Source organism: Polynucleobacter sp. 35-46-11, from assembly GCF_002281105.1.
This window is the reverse complement of the sequence record NZ_NCFJ01000001.1, coordinates 18,961-43,635: the sequence shown is the minus strand read 5'-3', so window position 1 is coordinate 43,635 and position 24,675 is coordinate 18,961. Positions and strand designations below refer to the sequence as shown.

Genomic DNA, 24,675 nt, shown 5'->3' with positions numbered 1-24,675 from the left:
AAGCCACTTTTATCTGACCCGGAGCTCGCCCTATGTTTGGAACTATCCCTGAATTCAATCAAAGCCTTGAAATGATGAAAACCATGTGGGGCCAGGGGGCAGGCGGATCGACGCCAGGACAATTTCCCTTCACTACAGATGCCTCCAAGGCTGCTGGGGGGTTCGGCTCAGCATTTCCAGGGCTGGATACCGATGAGCTAGAAAAGCGCATCAAAGACCTCAAAAGCGTTGAAAACTGGCTTAACCTCAACCTCAATATCTTGAAGTCCACTATTCAGGGTCTTGAAGTACAACATGCCACCATGATGGCCCTCAAATCCTTTGGAGATGCGGTTTCAGCAACTGCTGCTGCCGGCGGATCTACTGAAGAGTCCGGAACTAAGGCCTCTAAACCACGCAAAACCGCAACACGCCGTCGTCGCAAAGCTGGCGACTCAACTTTCCTCGACGAAGTAGGTAATTCAGATGAGCAATAGCCTCACCCATAGCAAATGTCATTTGGTGAATATCTAATTCACGCTTAAATAAAACCGGCACTATCTCTCGAGCAGTTGCCGGTTTTTTACAGGCCCCAAGCGTTTCTGCCAAGCGCTCATCGTGGTGCAATTTCAACTGATCAATCCGCGACTTCATTCCTATAAATGGCTTACCATGAGATGGCAGTACTAAGGTGTTATCAGGCAAAGGTAGGTAGCGATCCAAAGAACTCAGATATAAACCGAGAGGATCTGCATCAGGATCCGCGTCATAGACACTGACATTGGTGGAGATGCGTGGCAACAACATGTCCCCAGAAATCAACACACCTAAATCTTTACAAAATAGTGAAGCATGCTCAGGCGCATGGCCAAACCCCATAATCACTTGCCACTCGTGTCCACCAATCAAAATCACTTCACCATCGATGATGCGACGATATTGTCGCGGTACACCTGGAACCATATTGCTGTAGTAATTCGAGCGTGCCCGGATTTTTTCTAAATCTTCTGGAGCACTTAATCCATGTCTCTGAAAGTGGTCCGCAGAACCACCGCCGCCAGCACGGGCACCAACAGTAGCACCACCTTCTTTATGGCTCAACCATTGCGCTGTTAAATAATCCGTCATGGAGATCCAGAGAGGTACATTCCATTTTTCGCAGAGCCATTGAGAGAGTCCCACGTGATCTGGATGCATATGGGTCACGATCACCCGCAATACCAGTAAGCCCTCTAGCTGTGTGGCAAAGATCTGCTCCCAAGCTGCTTTGGTCTCCTCATTGGCAATGCCGCAATCAACAATTGTCCAGCCTTGAATGCCTTCAAGCTCATCACGCAGCAGCCATAAATTAATGTGGTCCAGAGCAAAGGGTAAGCGCATACGCAACCAGCGCACGCCAGGCGAGACCTCCATTGAGTCACCCACTTCCGGCAAAGCATCGGCTAAGGGATAATGAATAGAACTAAGATCGCTGGATTGGTTTTTGGTATTCATCTATTTCTATTCTAGGTTTGCTTTGACAACAGTTCCATCGCCTTGCATCAACTGGTGCGACATCAACCCTGAAAATGGTTTTTGCCGTGGCTGCTATCGCACGCTCACTGAAATTGCAGGCTGGTCTGAACTTTCTAAGGCCGACAAGCTTGAGGTCTGGGAAAAACTAGAAACGCGCAAACCTCAAGTACCGCAGTAAGTATTGCCAATTACTAATTGCTTATTTATTGACATCAACAATCAAACGACCACGCACATTGCCTGCCATCAGTTCTGTTGCGTACTTTAAAGAATCTTCCAAGCTAATTTCATGAGAGATTTCTTCTAGAGTTTTGAGGTCAATCAGCTTACTCAATTGCTCATAGGCTGCAATACGTTTTGCTTTTGGCACTGTCACACTATTAATGCCGTACAAAGTTACACCACGCAAAATGAATGGAGCAACAGTCGATGGAAAATCCATTCCCTGAGCAAGACCACAAGCGGCAACCGCACCATCACTTTTGGTTTGTGCGCAGGCATTAGCCAAGGTATGACTACCAACGCTATCGACTACTGCCGCCCAGCGCTCTTTAGCTAAAGGCTTACCAGGGGCCGACAATGCGGTGCGATCAATTACTTCGCTTGCACCCAATTTCTTCAAATAATCAGCCTCAGACATACGTCCAGTGCTGGCAACTACGGTAAAGCCCAATTTACTTAATAGGGTGATAGCGAAGCTACCCACTCCACCAGCAGCCCCCGTCACCAATACTTCACCATCACTAGGTTTTAAGCCATGCTTTTGTAAAGCCATCACACATAGCATTGCCGTGTAACCTGCAGTACCAATAGCTAAGGCCTGCTTAGCAGTAAAACCCTTTGGCAGTGGAATGAGCCACTCTGACTTCACGCGTGCTTGTTGGGCTAACCCACCCCAATGACCTTCACCAACACCCCAACCATTCAGCAACACCATGTCGCCGGCCTTAAATTCTGGGCTAGCACTCTCCAATACCTCACCCGCAAAATCAATTCCAGGAACCATCGGAAAGCTGCGCACTACTGGCCCTTTGCCAGTAATGGCCAAGCCGTCTTTGTAGTTCAGCGTGGAATAGAGCACCTTCACTCTGACATCGCCCTCAGGCAAACTTGCCTCATTGACCTGAGCAAGCTCAGCTCGATAACCTTGATCATCTTTATTCACCAAAATCGCGTTAAACATGTCTCTTCCTTTTAAAAGCGCTGCATTCTCCACAGCAAATACGTAATAGGTTTATCCTAACGAGCATTGCTGATTATGGAGGTTTCCATGAAAAAAATTCTACTATTAACTGCGGCCTCTGGTCTAACACTAGTTGGATGCTCCTCAAGCCAAATTAATATGTCTATGGGTAATATGCGCTTAATTAGCTCCAGCGCAGCACCACAAGATGTCATGGATTTCGCCAACACAACTTGTAAGAATGATTTCTACCAAGGAGCAAGCTTCCTCTCTAAGGCAGGCAAGGAATATCGCTTTAAATGCGTAAAAGCTGAAGAAAATGAAATCCTCACCCCGATTCCTGGCACAGCAATGTCCTCTGATGCACCCACTACAGCTGTAGCAAAGTAAGTAAATCACTAAATAGATATAGCAAGATGACCCCATTTACCTCCCAAGAGCTACGCAAAGGCTTTTCCTCTTTTGCGACAGGGGTCACTGTGATTACTTGCCTGGATCCCGACCAGCAGGCGCACGGCATCACCATCAGCTCATTTAATACTGTTTCATTAGAGCCACCACTCATTTTGTGGAGCCTCAAAAAGCATTCACGTTTAATGCCCCACTTTGAGGTCGGTCAGAAACAGCTTATTCATGTCTTGGAGCGTTCGCAGGAAGCCATGGCAATGCACTTTGCCACCGTTAAAGAAAATCAGTTCGTTAACATTCCCCATCAAATTGCAGCTAGCGGCCTTACTCAAATTGATGGATGCTGCGCTTACTTTGAATGCGAAACTGTATCAGTGCACACCGGGGGCGACCACAACATTATTGTTGCCAAAGTTCTCAACTTAAAGCACGCAGCACAAAGTCACCCCCTCATCTTTGCGCATAGCAAATTTATGGGACTGGACTCACCCCTTTAAATACAGGCCAATAGGAGCTCTCATGATGCGTTTGTGGGGAAGAAAAACTTCAATCAATGTCCAAAAGGTGTTGTGGTGCCTGGCAGAGTTAGGGTTAGAAGAAGGCAAGGATTTTGAGCGCATTGATGCGGGCCTTCATTTTGGCAAGAGTCGCACTCCCGAATTCTTAGCCCTTAATCCAAACGGCTTAGTACCAACGCTTGAAGATGGAAATCTTGTGCTTTGGGAATCTAACACTATCTTGCGCTATCTAAACAACCAGTACGATCAAGGGAAACGCTTTCCTGCAGACATAAAAAGTCAGTTCCAATCTGAAAAATGGATGGATTGGCAACTGGGAACCATGTGGCCACCTTTAAGGGTGGCAGTGCTTGGACTCACTCGCGTCCCTGAAGCAGACCGTAACTATGAGCTAATTAAAAAGTCTTATCAAGAGGCAGACTCATGGCTCGCCTTGCTTGATCAGTATTTAGAGAATAACTCCTACTGCTCTGGTGAACAATTCACTATTGGAGACATTCCATTGGCTTTGTGCGTAAGTCGATGGCTCCTACTAGAGCAAACCTTCCCAGAAAAAACTGGACCACGCTCGCAATTAAGCAATATTGATGAGTGGATGAAGCGCATATCTAGGGAAACCAAATACAGCGTAGTAGAAGAAAAAGCACTCAACATTGTGAAGTAATATAAGTGCTCAATTAGAAAAGGGTGAACCAAGTTCACCCTTTTTCTTTACTTACTTGAGGAATATATTACTGCTGCTTGAATTTCTTTTGGTGGTGATCAGCGCCAATAAATAAATACATAGCGGGCACTACAAAGAGCGTGAACAGAGTGCCAATCGATAGGCCAGTAAAAATCACGATGCCCATAGATTGACGACCAGCCGCACCTGCACCAGAGGCAATCACCAGAGGTACTACACCCAACACCATTGCAGCAGTAGTCATCAATATCGGACGCAGACGCACGCTACTTGCCTCTACGATGGCATCCAACTTACTACGACCAGCTTCCTGCAATTCATTTGCAAACTCCACAATCAAAATACCGTGCTTACTAATCAATCCCATCAGCGTGACCAGTCCAACCTGGGTATACACATTCAAGGTGGTGAATCCTAAATTAATAAAAATCAATGCCCCAAACAAGGCGAGCGGTACTGAAACCAAAATCACGATCGGATCGCGGAAGCTTTCAAACTGTGCAGCTAAGACTAAGAACACGATCAAGATCGCAAAGAACATCGTCACCAAGAAGCCGCCGGACTCTGCCATGAACTGACGTGATGGGCCAGCGTAATCCATGGTGTAACCGTTCGGCGCTACTTCTTTTAAAGTTTGGCGCATGAACTCCAGCAGGTCCGCTTGAGAAATAAATGGCGTACTTACACCAGAGATTGTTGCGGAGTTGAGTTGCTGAAAGTGATTAATCGACTGCGGTACCACTCTTTGCTTAATCGTTGCGATGGTGCGCGCCTGAATCATCTGACCACTTGGCGTGCGTATGTAGTAATCCAAGATCTGGTCTGGATTTAAGCGATCTACTTGCTTAACTTGCGGAATGACACGATATGAACGGCCAGCGACAGAGAAGTAGTTAACATAACCGCCGCCCAAAGCAGCTGATAGCGCATTACCCACTTGCTGCTGCGTCATGCCCAGTGCAGCGACTTTTTCACGATCGATTTCTAAAACGTCTTGTGGCTTATCAATCTTCAAATCCGAGTCTACGAAGAAAAAGTTGCCGCTACGACGCGCTTTATCTAAAACTGCTTGCGAGACTTCATTCAGCGATTCATAAGACTCAGTGGTATTAATAACCACCTGAACAGGTAAGCCCTGCGCACCTGGCAACGCTGGGAACTGGAAAGCTGCTACACGAGCGCCAGCGATCGTATTCCACTTGCCCTGCATATCCTCTTGGAACTTTGTAGCATTGCGACTTCGCTGATCCCAATCCTTGAGCAACACACCACCAAAACTACTGGTGGGGCTGGTGATCTGGAACATCTGCTCATACTCAGGCTCTGCTGCTGATATTTGATAAATCTGATCGGCATAGGTCTGCATCTGATTGACCGTGCTGTTGGGTGGGCCTGAAGCCTGCATCAACACGATACCTTGATCCTCTGTTGGCGCTAATTCAGCGCGGGCAGTAGCGTAGAGGTAGGCAACTCCACCTAGCAAAATTACACCCATCACAATGATGACTTGCCAGGTACTCAAGAGCTCACGCAAAGTGGTTTGATAGCTGTGGTGGACCTTTTCAAATATGCGGTCAATCTTTTGCACAAAAGAAGAGGCCTCTTGCTCCTCAGTAAAGATGCGGGAACACATCATTGGAGAAAGCGTCAATGCAATTAATCCTGATACCGCGACTGCACTGGCTAGGGTAAAGGCGAATTCCGTAAAGAGCGCACCGGTTAATCCACCCTGAAAACCAATAGGGATATATACCGCGATCAATACAATGGTCATCGCCAAAATCGGGCCGCCTAACTCACGAGCAGCAATCAAAGAAGCCTCTAGCGGAGACTTTCCTTCCTTCATATGACGGTCAACGTTCTCAACCACAATAATGGCATCATCGACGACCAAGCCAATCGCCAGAACGAGGGCAAGAAGTGTCAGCAAATTAATGGAGTAGCCCAAGACCTGCATCAAAAAGAATGTGCCAATCAAAGAAAGTGGCATCGCAATCACAGGCACAGCAACAGCACGTGCGCTTCCTAAGAAGAGATAGATCACCACCGTCACAATCAACAGCGCCTCTAGAAGCGTTGCCACCACCTCATCAATCGACGTGGTAATGAACTTAGTAGAGTCGTAAACTACCTTGCCTGACATGCCAGTGGGTAACTGCTTCTGAATATCGGGCACCGCTGCACGCACACGCTCAGCAACATCAAGCAAATTCGCTTGGGGTGCTACCTTGATAGCAATAAACACCGATTTCTTACCGCTAAAGGCGACGTTGGTGTTGTAGTCCTCCGAGCCCATGCTTACAGTAGCCACTTGATCAAGGTACACAATATTGATGCCATCTTTCTTGACAACCAATTTACGGAACTCATCAAGCGTATGGAGATCGGTACCTGCCACCAAGTCAACAGCAACCATATCCCCTTTAGTGCTACCTACTGCGGATAAGTAGTTATTGGCTGCCATGGCACTATAAACATCATCTGCACCCACACCAAGCCCTGCCATCTTCTCGCGATCAAGCCAAGCGCGCAGAGCAAACTTTCTGCCACCAGTAATTTCAGCATTCTGTACACCGTCTACAGAATCCAGCTTTGGCTTCACTACCCGCAATAAGTAATCAGTAATCGCATTGTTTGGAATGTCATCGCTATAAAAACCCATATACATCGCTGCAGTGGACTGACCAATCTGTACAGTCAACACAGGTTGCTGGGCTTGCGGTGGTAACTGATTCTTAACCGAACTAATCTGAGTTTGGATCTGCGTTAACGCAGCATTGGAGTCGTAATTGAGCTTCAGAGTTGCGGTAATTGTCGATAGGCCGCTCACACTCATCGAGGACAAATAGTCGATACCTTGAGACTGAGCAATCGCCGTCTCTAGTGGCTGCGTAATAAATCCTGCAATCGTCTCTGGATCAGCGCCATAGTAAGCCGTTGTAATCGTAACGATCGCATTTTGCGTTTGCGGATATTGATTGACAGGCAAAGATCCAACCGCCTTTAAACCAAATACCAAGACGAGCGCACTCACTACCAGTGAGAGCACCGGCCTACGAATGAATATGTCAGTCCAATTCATCTAGGACTTATTCCTGTGGCTGTGGGTTTGGTGAATTCGCTGGCAACACCTTGTTATTCACAATCAGCGGAGTACCGTTCTTCAGCTTAAGTTGGCCACTAGTCACAACCGTGGCCCCCTCTTCAACCCCTTTGAGAATCGCCACTTGATCTCCACGGGTTAGTCCAGTAGTCACAAAAACTTGTTGAGCCTCAAGCGCAGGTTTGCCCTGCTTATCCTTTTTACCAGTTGGCTTAGCAATAAAGACTGTAGAGCCATATGGGTTATAAGTCACAGCAGTTTGAGGCAAGGTCAGCAACTTCACTTCATCACCCAACTTAATATTCACGTTAGCAAACATGCCCGGCAAAATCTTTTTATCCGGATTAGCCAGCTGGGCTTCAATCTGAATATTGCGCGTGTTGGTATCTACTTTAGGACTCACAGCAGTAACTTTGCCAGTAAAGCTTGAACCCTTAAAGGCATCGGTCGTCACTACAATTTCTTGGCCAACCTGAATCTGCTCAGCATTACCTTGTGGGAGATTAAAGTCCACAAAAATAGGATCTAAGGTTTGGAGGGTAAGCAACTTATCGCCCGGGTTAACGAACTGCCCAGGGTTGATCATCACAATACCGACGCGACCACTGAAGGGAGCTTTTAGATTCTTCTTAGCCACTAAAGCAGTTTGCTGCTCTACCTGAGCCTGCTTTGACTTGGCATCTGCTTTACTGGTATCGAATACATTCTTACTAATCGCCTGAATCTCTAACTGCTGTCTATCACGCTCATTAATTACCTTAGCCAAATCTGCCAATGCTTTTAAGGAGTTGAGCTGTGCAACATCAGAGGCATCATTCAATTTAATGAGCAACTCGCCCTCTTTAACATCCATGCCAGATTTAATGGGTACGTTTTGCACTAAGCCACCAATTTCAGTGCTGAGCTCTACACCTCTATATGCACGCACATTTCCAACGCTAGACAACTTGGGTTGCCATGCCGTTGTCTCCACCACCATCGTCGAAACTGTTGCTGGTGGTAAGCCCATGCCCGCAATGAAATGCTTAATCATGAAAGTCTTGAGTTGATTAAATCCAAATATCAAGCCCAATAACAAAAATACGCCGCACAACATAATCGTCATGCGACGACCTAAAGGCGTCATTGATTGCAGTTTGGCATTAGCCTTGCTCCGCAGAAAGCGTTCACGCAAGCGTACCCATACACCTTTTGCCTTTTCCCAAAGTGCAATGATCTTCTCGCGAAGTTTCCACTCGATCGCCTTAGCACATACCCAAGCCCACAAGGCAAGCACTGCTGCAGTTACTTTGGTTTTAATTGTTTCCAGAAGTTTCATTTTGATCTTTGTTCGCTATGGCTTTTGGTTGAAAGGCTGGGCCGGTACGATTCCACCAGCCACCGCCTAGTGCTGCAAATAATGCCGCTGTATCAGAGAACCGGGTTGCTTGCGCAGAAACCGATTTGACTTTAGCAATTTGGTATTGATTTTGATAATAGAGAACAGCCAAATAACTTGCAGTCCCTAGCTTGTATTGCTGCTGTACCAACTCTAAAGTTTCATAAGCGTAGCGCTCTGCATCTGATGCAGACTTCAATGCTTGGGCACCAGTCTCTAAAGCACGCAATGCATCAGCTACCTCTTGAAATGCCTTGAGTACAGTTGCTTGGTATTGATATACAGCTTGTTCGTAATTAGCCATGGCGCCACGGCGTTGCGCTAATAGTTGCCCGCCCTGAAAGAGTGGCTGAAAGATACCGCCAGCAATCGACCATAGCGTCGCGTTCGGCCCAAACAGAGCTGCACTAGTTAATGCTGCCGATCCAATTGCGCCAGTGATATTAAATTGTGGCAATAAATTTGCAGTGGCTACACCCACCAAAGCATTGGTAGCCTTGAGTTGTGCCTCTGCTGCACGGACATCTGGGCGCTGGCGCACTAAGCTTGATGGCACGGAGAGCGGCAGCTTCTCTGGTAAATGCAAAGACTTCAAATCAAATTTAGTGATGTTGGCATTACTGGGTAACTCACCAACCAACACTGCCAACTGATTGCGTGCAAAAGATAGATTGCGTTCGTAGGTAAATAAATCTACTTGCGAGTTAGAAACCAAAGTTCTTTGCGATGTCACATCCACTCGAGAAACTGTACCAATCACTAATTGCTTCTCTGTTACTTCAGCTAAATTCGTTTGCGCTTTCAGAATTTCTTCTGTGGCTTGCATTTGCGCACGCAGAGCAGCTTCACGCACAGCGCTAGTCACAATATTGGCAGTCAAGGAAAGGTATGCGCCTTCTAGCTGAAACTGTGCAATCTCCGCTTGCGCTCTCGCACCCTCAACAGCGCGGCGCGCACCACCAAAAACATCGAGCTTATAAGTGACATTTACAGAAGCGTTATAGAGGTTGTAGGTATCGGAGCCATAAGGCAGGCCATAAATAGCAGAAGGCTGCAACTGCCGAGCAACGCCGCCATTTAAACCTATCGCCGGGAAGTACTGTCCACCAATTTGCGCACTGACATTTTCCTGACTAGCGCGTAGTGCAGCATCTGCTGCACCTAAATTCGGATTTTGCTGCAAAGCTTTTTTAATCAATACATCAAGCTCTGGCGATTTGAATAACTCCCACCACTGAGCCTCAATATCAGCGCCTTCAATAAACTCTTGATCAGTTCCACCTGGTACCCCAGGTGCGGTAGCTAACTTCTTTGAAAGGGTGTTTTCTGTATATCTAGATGTATTTGGAGCATCAGGCTGCTTGAAGTCTGGGCCCACCGCGCATGCAGAAAGAAATCCCGCAAAAATAAGCGGAACCAATCGCAAACCAGAGAAATCTTTGAAGCCGTGCATGAACTGTGACAAATATCCTTTTCTTCACCAGCTATTAGAACACACTTTTACCAGTTATTTTTTGTAACATATTGATATAATTGGTTATTTTCTTATACACAGCCAAACAAAGAAGTCAAATGGAATTTTGGTACTTTTGATTTTTAATGGGTAATTCTGCCAAAGCTTCCGCTATTGAAATCCTGCATTGCCTGAGCAATCTCTTCCTTGCTGTTCATAACAAATGGACCGTATCCAACGATAGGCTCATTAATAGGTTCGCCACTCAGCAGCAAGGCAATAGAGTCTTCCAGCACATTGACTTGAATATCTTGGCCCTGATTACTAAACATCAACATCAGAGCATCTTTAGCCACCACACCATCACCAGCCTCAATGGCACCCTTGAGCACAACCAGTGAAGTATTCCAGCCCTCAGGTACAGGAATACTTGTCGAATCCTTCTTCAACTTCAGGTCAATCACATTGAGAGGGGTAAAGGTATTGGCTGGCCCTATATGGCCATCAAACTCTCCAGCAATGATGCGTGCTTGTCCTGCCCCCTTCCTCAAAGCAATCGCAGGAATCTGTTTATCCAAAATTGCCTGATAGCCTGGCTCAGTCATTTTGAGTTTTGCGGGCAGATTTACCCACAACTGCACCATCTCCAAAGTTCCGCCATTTTTGGCAAAGTCTTCAGAATGAAACTCTTCATGCAAGATGCCAGAGCCAGCAGTCATCCACTGCACATCACCGGGACCAATCACGCCACCCTGACCGGTGGAATCCTTGTGTGCAACTTCACCTTCATACACGATCGTGACCGTTTCAAAACCGCGATGAGGATGTGAGCCCACGCCTTTACGCTCAGTTGTTTGGGGGAACTCTGCTGGACCTGCGTAGTCCAATATCAAGAATGGACTCATTTGCTTGCCCAGATCTTGATAGAAGAACAGGGTGCGCACCGGGAAGCCATCACCTACCCAGTGACCTCGATCATTGCCTTGTATCCCAATGAGTTTTTTCATCATCCCCCCAATCGTCTCTATTGCCGATTCTTACTTCGTTTTTAGTATGCCAGCTATCTTCGCAATACGCTCACCATAGAGACGTGCGGTTTCTAGGTCGCCCGCATTCACTTCATCAGCACTTGCATCTGAAGGTGTCTGCATCATTGCGCCAGCAGATGAGCCTACATAATTCACATCATCACGCTTAGCTGCCTTGGAATTTGAAGGCATCAAACCAGTACCAACCCAGATGCCTGAATGCTGCATTGCTAGAGTGAAGAAGTAATGGAGGGTGGAATGCTTATCACCGTTCATGGTGGCAGAATTTGTGAAGCCACCAAATACTTTATCTTTCCACTGCTGTGAAAACCATTGCTTAGAACTGGCATCAGCAAATTTCTTGAACTGCCAGCTCACTGTACCCATATAGGTTGGCGAACCGAATACGATGGCATCAGCAGTGTTTAAGGTTTCCCACTGCGCATCAGTGATATTGCCTTCGGCATCAATTGCTACTAAGGTGCCATTAGCACCTTTAGCGAGCGCTTCAGCTTGTTTAACTGTGTGGCCATAACCACTGTGAAATACAACAGCTACTTTAGTCATGATCTTTCCTTTGAAAAATTGTTTTAACTTCTTTTAAAACCATTACCGCTTGTTCTAACTCTTTCTTGCTGAGCTTTCCGAAGGCTTTACTGAGATACTCAACATGCTCTGGAAATACTTTCTTAAATAACTTGTCGCCCGATTTTGAGAGGCCGATCTTGTAACTTCGACCATCCTCAATATTCATAAACTTTTCTATGAACCCTTTAGCTTCTAGGCGCTCAAGAACGCCTGTCATCGTGCCTTTGGAGACTAGCGTCTTCTCACCCAACTCCTTACAAGTCATCGGCGGCTGGTTACCCAAGGTCGCAACGATATCGAACTGAGTGGTGGTTAAACCCATCTCTTTGATATGCGCCGCAGAATGCACTTCAAATGCCTGATATGCCTGAACCAATTCCTTAACGAGCGATAGGTGATTCATTTAAAAACCTTAATTTAGTCTGTATACGTACTATTTTAGTACTAGTTAGTACTAATTGCAAGGCCTTACAAAATTAAAGGACATAAACCCTGCGGATTGGCTTCCGCCAGGTTTAAAAATCCCACTAAGAGTTTTGGGTTAAATCCACCCCAAGAGGAATTACTCGACCGTAACGCTCTTTGCGAGGTTGCGTGGCTTATCAACATCAGTACCCAGGGCACAGGCTGTGTGATAAGCCAAGAGTTGAAGCGGAACTACATGCAGAATTGGAGATAGATTACCGTAGTGCTCAGGCAAACGAATCACGTTAATACCCTCGCTACTAGTGATCTCGGTATCCAGGTCCGCAAAAACATAAAGCTTTCCACCGCGGGCTTTTACTTCCTGCATATTGGATTTGAGCTTTTCCAGCAAGTCATCTTTAGGGGCTACTGTAACCACTGGCATCTTTTCAGTAACCAAGGCGAGCGGTCCATGTTTTAACTCACCCGCTGGGTAGGCTTCAGCATGAATATATGAAATCTCTTTTAACTTAAGTGCGCCTTCAAGAGCAATCGGGTAGTGCATACCGCGCCCTAAGAATAAAGCGTTTTCACATTTAGCAAATGCAGTGCTCCAAGCCATAATCTGCGGCTCAAGCGCTAACACTGCATGCAAAGCTTTTGGCAAATGGCGCAAATCACGCAAGAGCTCTTTTTCTTGTTCAGGGCTCACCTTGCCCGCGCGCTTGGCCAATGAAACAGCCAACAGATAGAGCGCAACTAATTGAGTAGTGAAGGCTTTGGTAGAAGCCACGCCAATCTCGGTACCAGCCTTAGTTAAGAAATTCCAATTAGTTTCACGAACCATGGCACTAGACGCCACGTTACAAATCGCAAGAGTGTATTGATGCCCTAACGCTTGCGCATGACGTAATGCCGCTAAAGTATCGGCAGTCTCACCAGACTGAGAGACCACCACAATTAGTGTATTCGGATTAGGAACGGTTGTGCGATAGCGATATTCACTAGCAATCTCAACCTGGGTCGGGATGCCTGCTAAGTCCTCTAGCCAATATTTTGCTACACAGGCAGAGTAGTAGCTGGTGCCGCAAGCCAGGATCAAAATTTGATCAAACTTTTTCCACTGTTCAGGGTCAGCATTAAAGAGTTCTGGCCCAAAGCTAGCAATGTTGGCAAGCGTGTCACCAATTGCTCTGGGCTGCTCAAAAATCTCTTTTTGCATGTAATGCTGATAAGGCCCTAGATCAACTGAGTCAGCCTGAGCAGGCATGGGCTTTTGCTCTCGCTGCGTTGTCTTTCCCGCATGATCAATGATCTCAACTCCATCAGCCTTCAAAATGGCAACATCACCCTCTTCCAAATACATCATGGAGTGCGCTCGACCAGCAAGCGCTAACGCATCCGATGCGAGAAAGTTTTCATTTTTACCAAGAGCAACAACCAATGGGGAACCAGCACGCGCCCCAACCAAAACATCTGGACGATCTTGTGCAATCACGCCAATCGCATAAGCACCGTGAAGGCGCGGCAAAACCGAACGGACTGACGCAACCAAATCTGCTTGATTGCTAGCTACGTAAGCTTGATGAATCAAATGCGCAATGACTTCGGTATCAGTTTCTGAAGCAAATACATAACCCACAGACTTCAGCTCAGTGCGAAGTGATTCATAGTTTTCAATAATGCCGTTGTGAACAACCGCAATTAATCCACCAGAAATATGCGGATGTGCATTTTGCGTATCTGGCTTACCGTGAGTTGCCCAGCGAGTATGCGCAATTCCTAGTGTGCCATGAAAATCTTTACCCTGCTCCGCCAACTCAGAAACACGAGCAGTAGTGCGAGCACGTTCAATCAGATGCTTGGCATCATCACCATTGATTACCGCAAAGCCACAAGAATCATAGCCACGGTACTCAAGACGGCGCAAACCTTCAATCAACACTTCAACAATATTCTTACGCGAAGCTGCGCCAACGATTCCACACATTATTTTTTAGCCTTAGCGGGTTTTTTACTGGCTACTTTTCTTTCAACGACTTTCTTAGCTGCTGTTTTTTTTGCTTGCTTTACTGGGCGCTGCCACTGTAAAGAGATTTGCTTGGCCCTAGAGACAGTTAGCTGATTTGGGGGCGCATCTTTAGTCAGGGTGGTTCCCGCGCCTAAAGTCGCACCACGGCCAACGCGCACTGGGGCAACCAACTGAGTATCCGAACCAATAAAGACATCGTCCTCAATGATGGTTTGGTGCTTATTCACACCATCGTAGTTACAAGTAATCGTGCCTGCACCGATATTGACTCTAGAGCCCACAATGGAATCACCAACATAGGCCAGGTGATTGGCTTTGCTATTGGCGGCAATCTTGCTGTTCTTCACTTCGACAAAGTTGCCAATATGTACATCATTAGATAATTCTGCGCCAGGTCGTAAACGTGCGTATGGCCCAATTAGTGAATTTGCCCCAACCTGAGCTCCGTCGATATGGCTGTATGGGTGAATGGTGACATTCTTAGCAATCACGCTATTGCGAATAATGCAGTACGGACCCACTTTTGTGCCTGCAGCTAAAGTAACGCAACCTTCAAATACACAACCCACATCAATAAAGACATCAGTACCGCACTCCAGAGTTCCGCGGATATCGATGCGCGCTGGATCAGCCAAAGAAACGCCGGCATCCATTAAGGCATTCGCTTGATTAAGTTGATGCACTCGCTCCAACGAAGCCAACTGATCGCGACTATTAACACCAACGGTCTCATATTCGGCATCTGCTTGTGCAGTGCGAATAGGTACGCCATCTTTCACTGCCATTGCAATCACATCAGTTAAATAATATTCACCCTGGGCATTGCTGGCACGCAAAGACTTCAACCACTTCTTAAGTGAGTTAGTTGGCAGCACCATGATGCCGGTATTGATTTCTTGAATACGCTTTTGCTCAGGCGAAGCATCTTTTTCTTCAACAATCTCTTTTACCGACCCATCAATGTCGCGCACGATACGACCATAGCCTTTTGGATTGTTGAGGTTTTGAGTTAGAAGCGCTAACGCAGAATCTTTACCACGCACACCATCAGCCAATTTAGCCAATTTAGAGAGCGTTTTCTTACTTGTCAGGGGCACATCACCATAGAGAACCAAAGTAGGTTCATTCACATCTAGCTTAGGCAAGGCTTGCAATAAAGCGTGGCCCGTTCCTTTTTGCTCGGCCTGCAATGCGGTGCCCACTTTGCCAAATCGAGAATCTTGTTCGCTGGCAACCTGAAGAAATTGCTTTACATCAGCCGCGCCATGCCCAACTACGACTATAGGTCCAGTTTTAGCACCCTTACCTTGTAGCTCTAGGGCTGTATTGAGAACGTGCTGGAGCAGTGGCTTCCCGGCCAAGGTTTGAAGAACCTTGGGTAAGGCGGACTTCATCCGCTTTCCCTGCCCAGCAGCCAAAATAACGATGTTCATAAGGAGGGATTATAAGACCCCTGAATAAGCGTTCCACAGGCAATTTCATCAATTTCTGTCTCATCAATTGCCTTATCGCCAGCAGATCTTGCGGCAATACCTGACAGTTCTGTAGAAATCTCAAGATTCTTAAAATCAAAGGCCTCACTATCCATTAAATGGGACGGCACGATGTGGTGCATTGAGCGAAAGAGATTCTCAACGCGCCCTGGGTGCTTTTTCTCCCACTCACGCAACATCTCTTTCATAGCGCCACGCTGCAAATTTGGCTGACTACCGCACAGATTGCACGGAATAATCGGGAAGTTCATATCCACCGCATATCGTTCAAGCAACTTTTCAGGAACGTATGCGAGAGGACGAATCACAATATGCTTACCGTCATCAGATCGCAACTTTGGTGGCATGCCTTTGAGCTTGCCGGCAAAGAACATATTTAGCATCAGCGTTTCTAAGATGTCATCACGGTGGTGGCCCAAGGCAATCTTGGTTGCACCCAGCTCGTCTGCCACGCGATATAAAATTCCACGACGTAATCGAGAGCAAAGGCCACAGGTAGTTTTACCTTCTGGAATTACACGCTTAACAATGCTATAGGTATCTTGGTTTTCAATGTGGTACTGAACACCTAAAGCCTTTAAATAGTTCGGCAAAATTTCTGCCGGAAATCCTGGTTGCTTCTGATCTAAATTAACCGCAACGATTTCAAAATCAATCGGGGCGCGCTCGCGTAACTTCAAAAGAATATCAAGCATGGCGTAACTATCTTTACCGCCTGACAAGCAAACCATCACCTTGTCACCATCTTCGATCATGCCAAAGTCACCAATCGCTTGACCCACTAAACGACATAGCTTTTTCTCTAGCTTATTTTCTTCGAAAACGACTTTGCGGACATCACTCATGGCAACTGAATTCTTTTCTGAATTTTCTTTAAGCCTGCTTCATCCGAAATACCTCAACACCAACGGAGTGACAATCTGGATAAACATCTGGCTTTGCCGTACTAACACGAGCAGCAATGACCTTGGGATGCAAGAGCATCGCGGCAACGATGTCATCGCAGAAGGTTTCTTGTAAATGAATATGACCCTGGGAAGACCGCGCCTTAATGGTCTCACGCATAAAGTCATAATCAACCACTTCTTCCAATAAATCCTGAGAAGGGGTGTTCATATTCAGTGGAATATAGAGATCTACATTGAGAATAACGCGCTGCTCAGCCTTTTTCTCAAAATCATGAACGCCAATATTGATATAGATTTCATAGTCACGCAGAAATAAGCGGCGGCAATCAGCAAGTGCTGGATGAGAAAGAATGGCATGCATAAATTTGTATTAGCTCTTTTTAACTTTTGATTCTGTATTAAATTCTTAACTTGTCTTAAACATCACATCGCGTGATGATGGTAAAAGATGCTGTCCGCCATCTACATATAAGGTGGTGCCTGTAATTGCATTCGAGCTTGCCAAAAATACTGCTGCTTTTGCAATATCGCTTGGTGTTGATGACTTACCCAAGGGCGTCATTTGATGCGCCTTGGTAAAACCGGATTCAGTTTGATCGCCCGAAGTCAGCGTAATGCCAGGAGCCAAACCAATCACTCTCAAGTGCGGAGCAAAATCCACAGCAAGTACGTCAATCGAAGTGAGCAGTGCAGCCTTAGATAATGTGTAAGACAAATAATCTGGATTGAGATTAATTAATTTTTGATCGAGCAGCTGGATCACCGAAGGGATAGATAAATCACTCTCGTCTGCTTTCTTTGTCTGACTCTTTTGATACTCAAACATCAACTGAGAAAGTAATATGGGTGCGGCTAAATTCACCTGCATATGGTCTCGCAAACTTTTACCACTCAAGGGCGCCCCAGAATTAGCGCGATCGTATTCAAAGATCGAAGCGCTATTAACTAGACATTGCAAATTACTGAACTCAGCTACAACTGCGGTAAACAGAGAAGTAATTTCTAGTTCGCTAGCGAGGTCAGCCTTAAATGCCACGGCCTTACGCCCCAGCTTCTGAATCTCAGCTACAGTGACTTGAGCATCGGATTCAGAGCGGCCATAGTGAACTGCCACATCCCAGCCCTGACGAGCAAATTCCAAGGCAATTTCACGACCAAGGCGCTTGGCAGCGCCGGTCACTAAAACCGCTTTATTTTGCTGAGGTGATGGGTTTGAACTCAAGTTCACTTAAATTCTCTTAGACTAGCGAGCTATGGATATTACCTTGACCAGCCTTGAAAAGGCTCATACCGAGCTTCTTAGCCAAAAAATAATGGCTGAAATCGCCTCCAAAGGCGGCTGGATACCCTTTTCAAGGTATATGGAAATGGCCCTCTATGAACCTGGAATGGGCTATTACAGTGCTGGAGCTCATAAATTAGGTGCTGGCGGTGATTTCACGACCGCACCTGAGCTCTCCTCCTTATTTGGTGCAGCTATTGTGGAAACGCTTCTACCCATTCTTGAGGGACTTCAGGCTCAAGGGCTCCCCACCCAGATTCTGGAGTTTGGTGCCGGCACCGGCAAGTTAGCCGAATCCATTCTCACCCGACTGCACGATCTGGGATTTTCCTTAGATCGCTACGACATTATCGAGATCTCGCCAGACCTAGCTCAAAGACAAGAAGATCGCCTCCAGCAACTTACGGGGAAGCTAGCCTTACCTACTCAATGCAATTGGTTAAGTTCTTTACCCAGCAAGTTCAAAGGTGTTGTCCTGGCCAATGAGGTAATTGATGCGATTCCTTGTGACGCCATCATTTCTCAAAATGGCTTTTGGTATCAACAAGGGGTCGCTGTAATTGACGGTAAGCTTGCTTGGTCGACAGGAAAGCCCGTTGAGCAGTCTCTACTTCCAGAGGCCCTGCTAACTGGAAACTTTTCTGAAGGCTACGTTACAGAATTACATGTGCCTGCAAATGCCTGGATGCACCATGTAGCCAAGCATCTCGATACCGGACTCTTCCTCACATTTGATTATGGATTTCCGGAGAGCGAGTACTACCACGCGCAACGCCTTGAAGGTACACTCATGGCGCATCATCGCCATCATGCCATTCAAGATCCATTTCATCTCCCGGGGCTTTGTGATTTAACAACCCATGTGGAATGGTCACAGATTGCACGCAGTGCACTCGAAGAAGGGGTGGATGATGTCTATCTCAGCAATCAAGCAAGCTACTTACTTGATGCGGGTATTGGAGATATTGCATTAGAGATTGGCAACCCCAGCAACCCGGAAACTTTCTTACCCATTTCGAACTCACTGCAAAAAATATTGTCCGAAGCGGAGATGGGCGAGCTCTTTAAGGTCTTTGCATTCTCAAAGAAACTATCTGACGTATTGCCAAACCACGTCTTAGAAGACTTACCAGGCTTTCGAGGCAGAAATCGACTGTAAGCTTTTAGATGGCTACGGCCATAGTAATAGCTACGAGTCTAGCAGCATCTACTGCACTACGAATTCTTTCACCGTTAGATCGCTCCTCTGCCGGAACACCTTCGATAATTTCGGCCGTGTTGAGCGATTGAGAATTTTGCATTGCCGAAATTAAAGCGCTGACATTCAAGCCAATATGATTTGCCAAACCTAACAAAGCATTTCCACGGTCAGGCTTACGCCAAACGTCTGCACGATTAAACCAAGCCAATATATCTGCAGGCTGATAGTTAGCGCCTACATCGTTAACCGATTTCTCGATGAGTGCATTGAGCTCACTAAATAATTCACTGAAATCACGGACTTCATTTGGCATCTTGACGCACTCTGCCCATGAACGAATTTCTCTAGCAGGCAAATGCATGAGTGTCACAGCGCAGCGATCTTCTAGGCGATTATCTGCTGCATGCAAATGTGCAATGAGCTGATCGCGGAATTCTTCTTGAGCCAAAGAAGATGTCAATGATGCCGGCAGTAATACCTTAGCTGCATCAGAATCGAGCAAGACCTGAAACATTCGCATGGGCTTGCTGGCAGTAAAACCTCTAGCCAACTCTTGCCAAATTCTCTCAGCTGAGAGCGCTGATAATTCATTCGATTGAACAATGGCCTGCAAAGCAGCCATGCTTTCTGGCGCTACCGCGAACTCCGGGAAGCGTGCTGCAAAACGGGCAATGCGCAATAAGCGTAAAGGATCCTCTGCAAACGCATCGGACACGTGTCGAAATATCCTGGCTGCTAAATCTTGCTGACCGTTATAGGGATCCAAAATAGGCCCCACCCATTCTCCATCAGCGCTCACCTCTTGGGCCATTGCATTGATGGTCAAATCGCGACGCTCTAAGTCCTGCTCTAGCGTGACAGTCGGGTCAGCGTAAAACATAAAGCCTTTATATCCCTTGCCGGTTTTACGCTCAGTTCGAGCTAAGGCATATTCAGCTTGAGTCTCTGGATGCAAGAACACTGGAAAATCTTTACCCACTGGACGATATCCCTGGGCAATCATCTCTTCTACACTTGAACCAACCACTACATAATCAATGTCGTGCACTGGCAAACCCATCAGGGTGTCCCGAATGGCGCCACCAACAGCGTAGATCTTCATGGGCTTATTTCATGCCTTCTAGGGTGCGACGACTAATACCAAATACTTTAGTCAGGGCATCTTCGCCATTCAGCGGCAAGATGTTTGGCACCTGCATTGAAGCAATATTGTCCCGCGACATTAAAGTCGGAACTGGCAGGTACTCAAAAGCCAAGGCCTGAAGGTAACCAACAAAAGTAGGTACAGGAATAATGACGCATTTTGTGTTGGCCTTATGCGCAGCAAATTCCACAATTTCTTTCATGGTGTAAACAGTAGGACCCACCAAATCATAAGATTGATGAATGGCCGATGGCATTTTCAGAGACTTGGTAAATGCACTGGCCACATCATCTACGCTCACTGGCTGAAACTGCGCTCCAGAGTTTGCCAGAGGCATTGCTGGAAATAATTTCGTTAATTTGGAAAACAAATTAATAAATTGATCTTGAGCGCCAAAAATCACTGAAGGCCTAAAAATAGTCCAATCGAGGTTGCTGGCTTTGACTGCAGCCTCGCCATCACCTTTACTACGCTGATACATCGATGGACCATTTGAGTCTGCACCCAATGCACTCATATGCAGGTAACGCTTAAGACCATGCAACTGCATAGCAGTCATGATATTTTTTGGGAGCTCCACGTGAGCCGCTTTAAACACTTTGCCATAAGGCTGAGCAGGCTTGTCATGTAACACGCCAACTAAATTAATGACTACGCCACCAGGCTTGATTCGCGAACAAAGCTCTTGCAAAGAATCAAACTCGTGTACATCAGCATCCTCTAAGTGTACTTTCGGTAGCATGCGCAATTCACGTGCAGATGCTAAGTGCCTAGTAGGCAGTAGAACGGAGTAGCCTTCTGCTTGCAACTGGGCAGCCAAAACTCTGCCTACAAAACCGTTACCGCCAATTAGCAGAATGTCATATTTCATAAAATTCCAATGTAGTTGAAATACTAAGGTAACTCAGATGCGTTTGCTGCTTTAGGAGCAATCACACCTAAACGCTGCTTTAAAGACTGTGTCTGCCCATGCATCACTGATGAATAATACGTTGCATTAGCCAAAACGTTTTTTACATAAGTTCGTGTTTCATTGAACGGAATTGTTTCTGCAAAGATCGCGCCCTCAGTAGGGCTGGTGAGCTTTTCCCGCCAAGTTTTAGAGCGTGACGGGCCTGCGTTATAAGCCGCAGATGCCAGGACCCAAGAGCCATCTAGATCCACTAAGACCATATTTAAGTAATTACTGCCCAGTGTGAGATTGGTATTGGTATCAGCGAGCTTGTCATTGGTGTACGAGGTCATGCCAATTTTCTTGGCGACATACTTCGCCGTGTTTGGCATCACTTGCATCAAGCCTGAAGCACCCACTGAAGAGGAGGCATTCATGATGAAGCGTGACTCCTGACGAATCAACCCATATGCCCAAGCCAAGTTCAAATCAATTTGCTTAGCAATTGGCGATAGTTCATCACGATAAGGTGTTGGGTAGCGCAAGCTAAAGTCATGCTCTTGCTTAGTACGATCTGCCGTATTCACAACGCGGTCGTATAAACCGATCCGCTTGGCGTATTCAGCAGCTGCAAGCAACTGCTTATCACTCATATTGCGCAACTCCCAATTCCAGTCACGGTTGCCTTCAAAACGTAAGTTCATCGCATAGAAGCGCTCACCCCTAATAAAGCCTATACGTTGAGACATGGCTTCGATTTCTGCATCACTCACTTTGGTGCGGGCAGGTGCATGATTGGATTTACCTAAATCTTCGCGAGCAAGCTGTCCATAAAAGTTATATTGGTCAGCAACGAGTTCGAGGTTCTCGCGCGCTTTTTCATTTTGACCATCCATTTTTAATGCGCGTGCATACCAATAAGTCCAAGCGGGATCTTTACTGCGTACCGCTGGGTTCATGCCTTCAATGGCATTCTTTACCAAGGTCCAATCCTTGGCGCGCAAGCCTGCACGCACTTTCCACTCCTGACCCTCAGTAGAAAGAAGTTCGTTGTAGCCCAGGTCTTGCTGAAGACGATAGGCATCATCTGCATTGGGATCTAATTTCTTTGCGAGGAACTGTCCAATCACACCCCAAGCTACCGCCTGATTCTCCTTACTGTAGCGAGATGCATTTTGGGAAAAGTCTCTAAATGCCTTTGCAGGGTCTGCTTTAGCAGCCTTCACAATATCGGCAATAGGATCTTCGCCACCCAAGCGACGTGACATGGCGTCAAAACTCATCTCGCTAGCAGCGCGACCAATCGCTTTTGCTTCGCTCGGTGTCATACCACCAGCACCAACCAAAATAGGCACCAATTCTTGGCAAGCCTGACCGAAATAACGTGGATCCAATAATATTGCGCGTGCATCAATCGCCACTTTGGTTGGGTTCTCACCTTGAGCTAATTTTGACTGCAGTGAATAGCACTTCACCTGAGTGTCGTCATCCAAAAAAAACTTAGGGTACTCAGCATCAAAACGCGACCAATCTTTTCGCTTACCCAAAACGAGTAGCCAGTCATTGCGCATCCGATCGGCCAAAGCCGTATCTTGATATTGATTTAGAAAAGCCGCTACCTGAGCATCAGCGTTACTATCCGCACGAGCAACACCAGCGCTATCAAATAACTGGGGCTTAATACGGAAATAGGTTACATAGTCCTCATATGGGTAATTAGAGAGGCTAGCCGCTAATGTTTGTGCGCGAGCCACATCATTTCTCTTGGCTGCTTCACGCAATTCAATAAAAGTGCGATCGCCCTGCGTAATCTCAAAGGCTGAAACCCTAGTTTCTTTAGCAGGAATGGTTTTCTTGGCTTTTTCCGCAAAAATGCTGGGCGCAGAAACTGCAAGGGCTAGAAATAGAATCCCGCCTGCGGTTTTTTGCCAGCCACCAAGAATACAAAACTTCTTTTTCACCGTCTTACCTTATCGATTTACTATATCTCTTAATTTTCGCCTGATAATGGTCTATATGCACGGCAATTCTCCAAAATCGCTACGGCAAGACTTGCTAGCCCAAAGGAAACAGTTTGCGGCCAGCACAGGCTATTCCATCACTCAAGAAGCCATTTTGGCTGGGCTGGTTAGTTTTCTGGCTGACCATGACGCTCAAGTTCAATCCATTGCCTTGTATTGCCCTATACAAGATGAGCTTGATTTGCGACCTACACTATTAGCGTGGGTTGAGAGTAAGGCAGATAAAACGCTGGCCCTCCCCTTTGCGCGTCCCGATAAACATTTGGATTTTTATGCCTGGCAAGCTGGCGACCTACTCATTCCTAGTCGCCATGGTGTGCCTGAGCCGGATCCCAATAATCCTCGCAGGCCTCAAGTTACTCCAGACTGCATCTTGATTCCCTGTGTAGGCTGGTCAGAATCCAGGGTAGGCGATAAAACACATTATTGGCGGCTTGGGTATGGAGGCGGCTACTTTGATCGCACCTTGGCCCAGCTGCGTAAAGCCAAACCAAACCTACTATGCGTAGGTATTGGCTTTGATTGGCAAAAATTAGATGACTCTCAGTGGCAGGCTCAAACGCATGACGAGCCTTTAGATGCTCTACTCACTGAGTCGGGCTTAGTAATTACTTATTGAGACTGAGATTGTCTGCAATCGCTAGAACAGCATCCGCCTGATTGAGCGAATAAAAATGTAGCCCAGGTGCGCCAGCCACTAAAAGCTGATCGCAAAGATCGGTAACTACTTCTTCACCAAATGCACGAATCGAAGCAGTGTCATCGCCATAAGACTGCAAACGCAAACGAATCCAACGCGGAATCTCCGCACCACAGGCATCAGAGAAACGCAGCAGCTGAGTGCTATTAGTGATTGGCATGATTCCGGCAATGACTGGTTGCGTAACGCCTAGGTCATAGGCCTCATCAACAAAGCGGAAATAGGCATCACTATTATAAAAATACTGCGTTACTGCTGAATTGGCTCCAGCCTTCATCTTCTGCACAAAGAAATCAACATCCGTTGCAGGCGACTTGGCCTGCGGATGGCATTCTGGATAAGCTGCTACATCAATATGAAACCAATCACCAGTTTCTGCACGAATAAATTCGACCAATTCGTTAGCGTGATGAAACTCACCATACTGACCCATGCCAGATGGTAAGTCGCCACGTAAAGCTACGATACGCTTAACACCTAAGGCTTGATATTGCTTCAACATTTCGCGCACACTTTCACGCGAGCTACCAACACAAGATAAGTGTGGAGCAACCACAGCACCTGCAGCATGAATATCACTCACGACTTTTAATGTGCCAGATTGAGTAGAGCCACCAGCACCAAAGGTCACAGAATAAAAAGCGGGCTTGAGCGTTTCACTAAAACGCTCGCGCACGAGATGCAGCTTGCCCTCACCTTCAGGTGTTTTTGGAGGGAAGAATTCAACGCTTAATTCCATGATCTTGGGCCTGTATCTGT

At 46.6% G+C, this 24,675-nt stretch carries 24 protein-coding genes; 7 read left to right on the top strand and 17 right to left on the bottom strand.

From position 1 onward, the window contains the following. Window positions 1-32: 32 nt before the first annotated feature. Window positions 33-476 (top strand): PhaM family polyhydroxyalkanoate granule multifunctional regulatory protein, encoded by a 444-nt coding sequence (locus B7Y67_RS00220; RefSeq protein WP_293596751.1) that lies wholly within the window; start codon window positions 33-35, stop codon window positions 474-476. Here the strand turns inward: B7Y67_RS00220 and B7Y67_RS00215 are convergent. Then, on the bottom strand, window positions 388-1,473 hold the full coding sequence (locus tag B7Y67_RS00215) for an MBL fold metallo-hydrolase (RefSeq protein WP_293596750.1): 1,086 nt from the start codon (window positions 1,471-1,473) through the stop codon (window positions 388-390). The two genes, B7Y67_RS00220 and B7Y67_RS00215, sit on opposite strands and share 89 nt — an antisense overlap. A gap of 22 nt (window positions 1,474-1,495) precedes the next feature. Here B7Y67_RS00215 and B7Y67_RS00210 point away from each other — a divergent pair, with 22 nt between their 5' ends. Next, complete coding sequence (locus B7Y67_RS00210; protein WP_293596749.1) at window positions 1,496-1,672, top strand: DUF1289 domain-containing protein; 177 nt, start codon at window positions 1,496-1,498, stop codon at window positions 1,670-1,672. 21 nt (window positions 1,673-1,693) lie between these two features. On the opposite strand, the gene B7Y67_RS00205 is transcribed toward B7Y67_RS00210, so the two are convergent. Beyond that, window positions 1,694-2,677: an MDR family oxidoreductase gene (locus B7Y67_RS00205; protein WP_293596748.1), complete on the bottom strand. Its 984-nt coding sequence runs from the start codon at window positions 2,675-2,677 to the stop codon at window positions 1,694-1,696. Window positions 2,678-2,764: 87 nt separating this feature from the next. Between B7Y67_RS00205 and B7Y67_RS00200 the strand changes: the two genes are divergently transcribed. Genes B7Y67_RS00200 through B7Y67_RS00190 form a run of 3 tightly spaced genes read left to right on the top strand, consistent with a single transcriptional unit; the run spans window position 2,765 to window position 4,267 of the window. After that, window positions 2,765-3,067 carry a hypothetical protein gene (locus B7Y67_RS00200; protein ID WP_293596747.1) on the top strand — a complete coding sequence of 101 codons (303 nt, stop codon included), beginning with the start codon at window positions 2,765-2,767 and terminating at the stop codon, window positions 3,065-3,067. A 26-nt stretch (window positions 3,068-3,093) separates the two neighbouring features. Continuing rightward, complete coding sequence (locus B7Y67_RS00195) at window positions 3,094-3,582, top strand: flavin reductase family protein (protein WP_293596746.1); 489 nt, start codon at window positions 3,094-3,096, stop codon at window positions 3,580-3,582. 22 nt (window positions 3,583-3,604) lie between these two features. Continuing rightward, window positions 3,605-4,267 (top strand): glutathione S-transferase N-terminal domain-containing protein, encoded by a 663-nt coding sequence (locus B7Y67_RS00190; protein WP_293596745.1) that lies wholly within the window; start codon window positions 3,605-3,607, stop codon window positions 4,265-4,267. 67 nt (window positions 4,268-4,334) lie between these two features. On the opposite strand, the gene B7Y67_RS00185 is transcribed toward B7Y67_RS00190, so the two are convergent. The 11 genes from B7Y67_RS00185 to B7Y67_RS00135 all read right to left on the bottom strand — a co-directional run bounded on the left by B7Y67_RS00185 (window position 4,335) and on the right by B7Y67_RS00135 (window position 17,904). Continuing rightward, on the bottom strand, window positions 4,335-7,370 hold the full coding sequence (locus tag B7Y67_RS00185; RefSeq protein ID WP_293596744.1) for an efflux RND transporter permease subunit: 3,036 nt from the start codon (window positions 7,368-7,370) through the stop codon (window positions 4,335-4,337). A gap of 7 nt (window positions 7,371-7,377) precedes the next feature. After that, entirely contained in the window at window positions 7,378-8,517 is a 1,140-nt protein-coding gene (locus tag B7Y67_RS00180; protein WP_293596806.1) for an efflux RND transporter periplasmic adaptor subunit, read from the bottom strand. A gap of 169 nt (window positions 8,518-8,686) precedes the next feature. Continuing rightward, window positions 8,687-10,222: an efflux transporter outer membrane subunit gene (locus B7Y67_RS00175; RefSeq protein WP_293596743.1), complete on the bottom strand. Its 1,536-nt coding sequence runs from the start codon at window positions 10,220-10,222 to the stop codon at window positions 8,687-8,689. 143 nt (window positions 10,223-10,365) lie between these two features. Further along, window positions 10,366-11,229: a pirin family protein gene (locus B7Y67_RS00170; RefSeq protein ID WP_293596742.1), complete on the bottom strand. Its 864-nt coding sequence runs from the start codon at window positions 11,227-11,229 to the stop codon at window positions 10,366-10,368. A gap of 30 nt (window positions 11,230-11,259) precedes the next feature. After that, complete coding sequence (locus tag B7Y67_RS00165; RefSeq protein WP_293596741.1) at window positions 11,260-11,817, bottom strand: flavodoxin family protein; 558 nt, start codon at window positions 11,815-11,817, stop codon at window positions 11,260-11,262. Next, the gene (locus B7Y67_RS00160; RefSeq protein WP_293596740.1) at window positions 11,810-12,241 is read right to left on the bottom strand and encodes a MarR family winged helix-turn-helix transcriptional regulator; all 432 of its coding nucleotides are present in this window, start codon (window positions 12,239-12,241) and stop codon (window positions 11,810-11,812) included. The genes B7Y67_RS00165 and B7Y67_RS00160 overlap by 8 nt, the downstream gene beginning before the upstream one ends. Window positions 12,242-12,400: 159 nt before the next feature. Beyond that, window positions 12,401-14,233: a glutamine--fructose-6-phosphate transaminase (isomerizing) gene (gene glmS, locus B7Y67_RS00155; protein ID WP_293596739.1), complete on the bottom strand. Its 1,833-nt coding sequence runs from the start codon at window positions 14,231-14,233 to the stop codon at window positions 12,401-12,403. Continuing rightward, window positions 14,233-15,708: a bifunctional UDP-N-acetylglucosamine diphosphorylase/glucosamine-1-phosphate N-acetyltransferase GlmU gene (glmU, locus tag B7Y67_RS00150; RefSeq protein ID WP_293596738.1), complete on the bottom strand. Its 1,476-nt coding sequence runs from the start codon at window positions 15,706-15,708 to the stop codon at window positions 14,233-14,235. Before glmU ends, glmS begins: the two co-directional genes overlap by 1 nt. Further along, window positions 15,705-16,613 (bottom strand): tRNA 2-thiocytidine(32) synthetase TtcA, encoded by a 909-nt coding sequence (ttcA, locus tag B7Y67_RS00145; RefSeq protein ID WP_293596737.1) that lies wholly within the window; start codon window positions 16,611-16,613, stop codon window positions 15,705-15,707. Before ttcA ends, glmU begins: the two co-directional genes overlap by 4 nt. 28 nt (window positions 16,614-16,641) lie before the next feature. After that, window positions 16,642-17,037: a dihydroneopterin aldolase gene (locus tag B7Y67_RS00140; RefSeq protein WP_293596736.1), complete on the bottom strand. Its 396-nt coding sequence runs from the start codon at window positions 17,035-17,037 to the stop codon at window positions 16,642-16,644. Between the two features lie 45 nt (window positions 17,038-17,082). Next, window positions 17,083-17,904: an SDR family oxidoreductase gene (locus tag B7Y67_RS00135; RefSeq protein ID WP_293596735.1), complete on the bottom strand. Its 822-nt coding sequence runs from the start codon at window positions 17,902-17,904 to the stop codon at window positions 17,083-17,085. A gap of 25 nt (window positions 17,905-17,929) precedes the next feature. Here B7Y67_RS00135 and B7Y67_RS00130 point away from each other — a divergent pair, with 25 nt between their 5' ends. Then, the gene (locus tag B7Y67_RS00130; RefSeq protein ID WP_293596734.1) at window positions 17,930-19,117 is read left to right on the top strand and encodes an SAM-dependent methyltransferase; all 1,188 of its coding nucleotides are present in this window, start codon (window positions 17,930-17,932) and stop codon (window positions 19,115-19,117) included. Window positions 19,118-19,121: 4 nt separating this feature from the next. On the opposite strand, the gene B7Y67_RS00125 is transcribed toward B7Y67_RS00130, so the two are convergent. From B7Y67_RS00125 to B7Y67_RS00115, 3 genes are read right to left on the bottom strand one after another with little or no spacing between them, the layout of a single operon-like run. After that, window positions 19,122-20,261, bottom strand: a complete 1,140-nt coding sequence (locus B7Y67_RS00125) for a polynucleotide adenylyltransferase (RefSeq protein WP_293596733.1) — start codon at window positions 20,259-20,261, stop codon at window positions 19,122-19,124. A 4-nt stretch (window positions 20,262-20,265) separates the two neighbouring features. Then, entirely contained in the window at window positions 20,266-21,174 is a 909-nt protein-coding gene (locus tag B7Y67_RS00120; RefSeq protein ID WP_293596732.1) for a complex I NDUFA9 subunit family protein, read from the bottom strand. A gap of 23 nt (window positions 21,175-21,197) precedes the next feature. Next, on the bottom strand, window positions 21,198-23,156 hold the full coding sequence (locus B7Y67_RS00115; protein WP_293596731.1) for a lytic transglycosylase domain-containing protein: 1,959 nt from the start codon (window positions 23,154-23,156) through the stop codon (window positions 21,198-21,200). A gap of 55 nt (window positions 23,157-23,211) precedes the next feature. On the opposite strand from B7Y67_RS00115, the gene B7Y67_RS00110 reads away from it, so the two are divergent. Then, window positions 23,212-23,835 carry a 5-formyltetrahydrofolate cyclo-ligase gene (locus B7Y67_RS00110; protein WP_293596730.1) on the top strand — a complete coding sequence of 208 codons (624 nt, stop codon included), beginning with the start codon at window positions 23,212-23,214 and terminating at the stop codon, window positions 23,833-23,835. Here the strand turns inward: B7Y67_RS00110 and metF are convergent. After that, window positions 23,825-24,655 (bottom strand): methylenetetrahydrofolate reductase [NAD(P)H], encoded by an 831-nt coding sequence (gene metF, locus B7Y67_RS00105; RefSeq protein WP_293596729.1) that lies wholly within the window; start codon window positions 24,653-24,655, stop codon window positions 23,825-23,827. The genes B7Y67_RS00110 and metF overlap by 11 nt on opposite strands. Window positions 24,656-24,675: the final 20 nt, after the last annotated feature.